At 43.8% G+C, this 719-nt stretch carries 1 protein-coding gene; it reads right to left on the reverse strand.

Annotation, left to right across the window (positions count from 1 at the left end; genetic code table 11):
- Positions 1 to 719: tetratricopeptide repeat protein (locus M595_RS28240; protein WP_023069959.1), on the reverse strand; the 719-nt coding region annotated here is incomplete at both ends.

Raw genomic sequence — 719 nt, forward strand, 5'->3', positions numbered from 1 at the left:
CTTGCCAACAATTGCGGGTCAACCCCTTTTTTAATATCCGCCCCCGACTCCGCCAAAATATCTAATAAACTTCTCGCCCGACCCCGTTCGCTGGCGTGTAACGCTTTGGCATCATAACCTTGATTGGGGTTTTGTTCGTGCAACTCCATCAACAAATCAATATAAAATTCATAATAACCATAAACAGTAGAAAAGTAAGAGGTTCGTAGGTCTTGACTAATAATTTTGGTGCGGAGTTCTTCAATAATACTAATAGCTGATTCTATATCGGTTAAGGCTTCGCTGAGATTGCCTTGACTGCCTTTCAGGATGGCTAAATTCCGGAGTGTGTTAGCTTCCTCCGCAATATCGCCCACCTGTCGCGATAAAGGAAGAGATTGGTTGTAGAATTCGAGCGCCTGCTGTTTGTCTCCTAATAAATCAGAAATTCTACCCAGTCCTAACAAACTCCAAGCTTGTCCTTCCAAGTTACCCGCTTGCTGATAAAGTTGTAACGCCTTTTCCAAAACTACAATTGCCTGTTGATAAGATTCTGCTGTCCCTTGTTGAAACAGTTCAACTCCCTGTCTGTATAATCTTAATGCTTCTGCATTGGGGTCTGTTTGGGCGATAACTTCTCCGCGATGCAGGGTTATGGGTAGGGTTAACAAAGGGAAGCCCAAGTTCAACAGAAAGATGCTGTTAACGCTGAGAATAGATAGCCACTGTTGGGGTAGACG

It is taken from the genome of Lyngbya aestuarii BL J, from assembly GCF_000478195.2.
Taxonomy (GTDB): Bacteria; Cyanobacteriota; Cyanobacteriia; order Cyanobacteriales; family Microcoleaceae; genus Capilliphycus; species Capilliphycus aestuarii.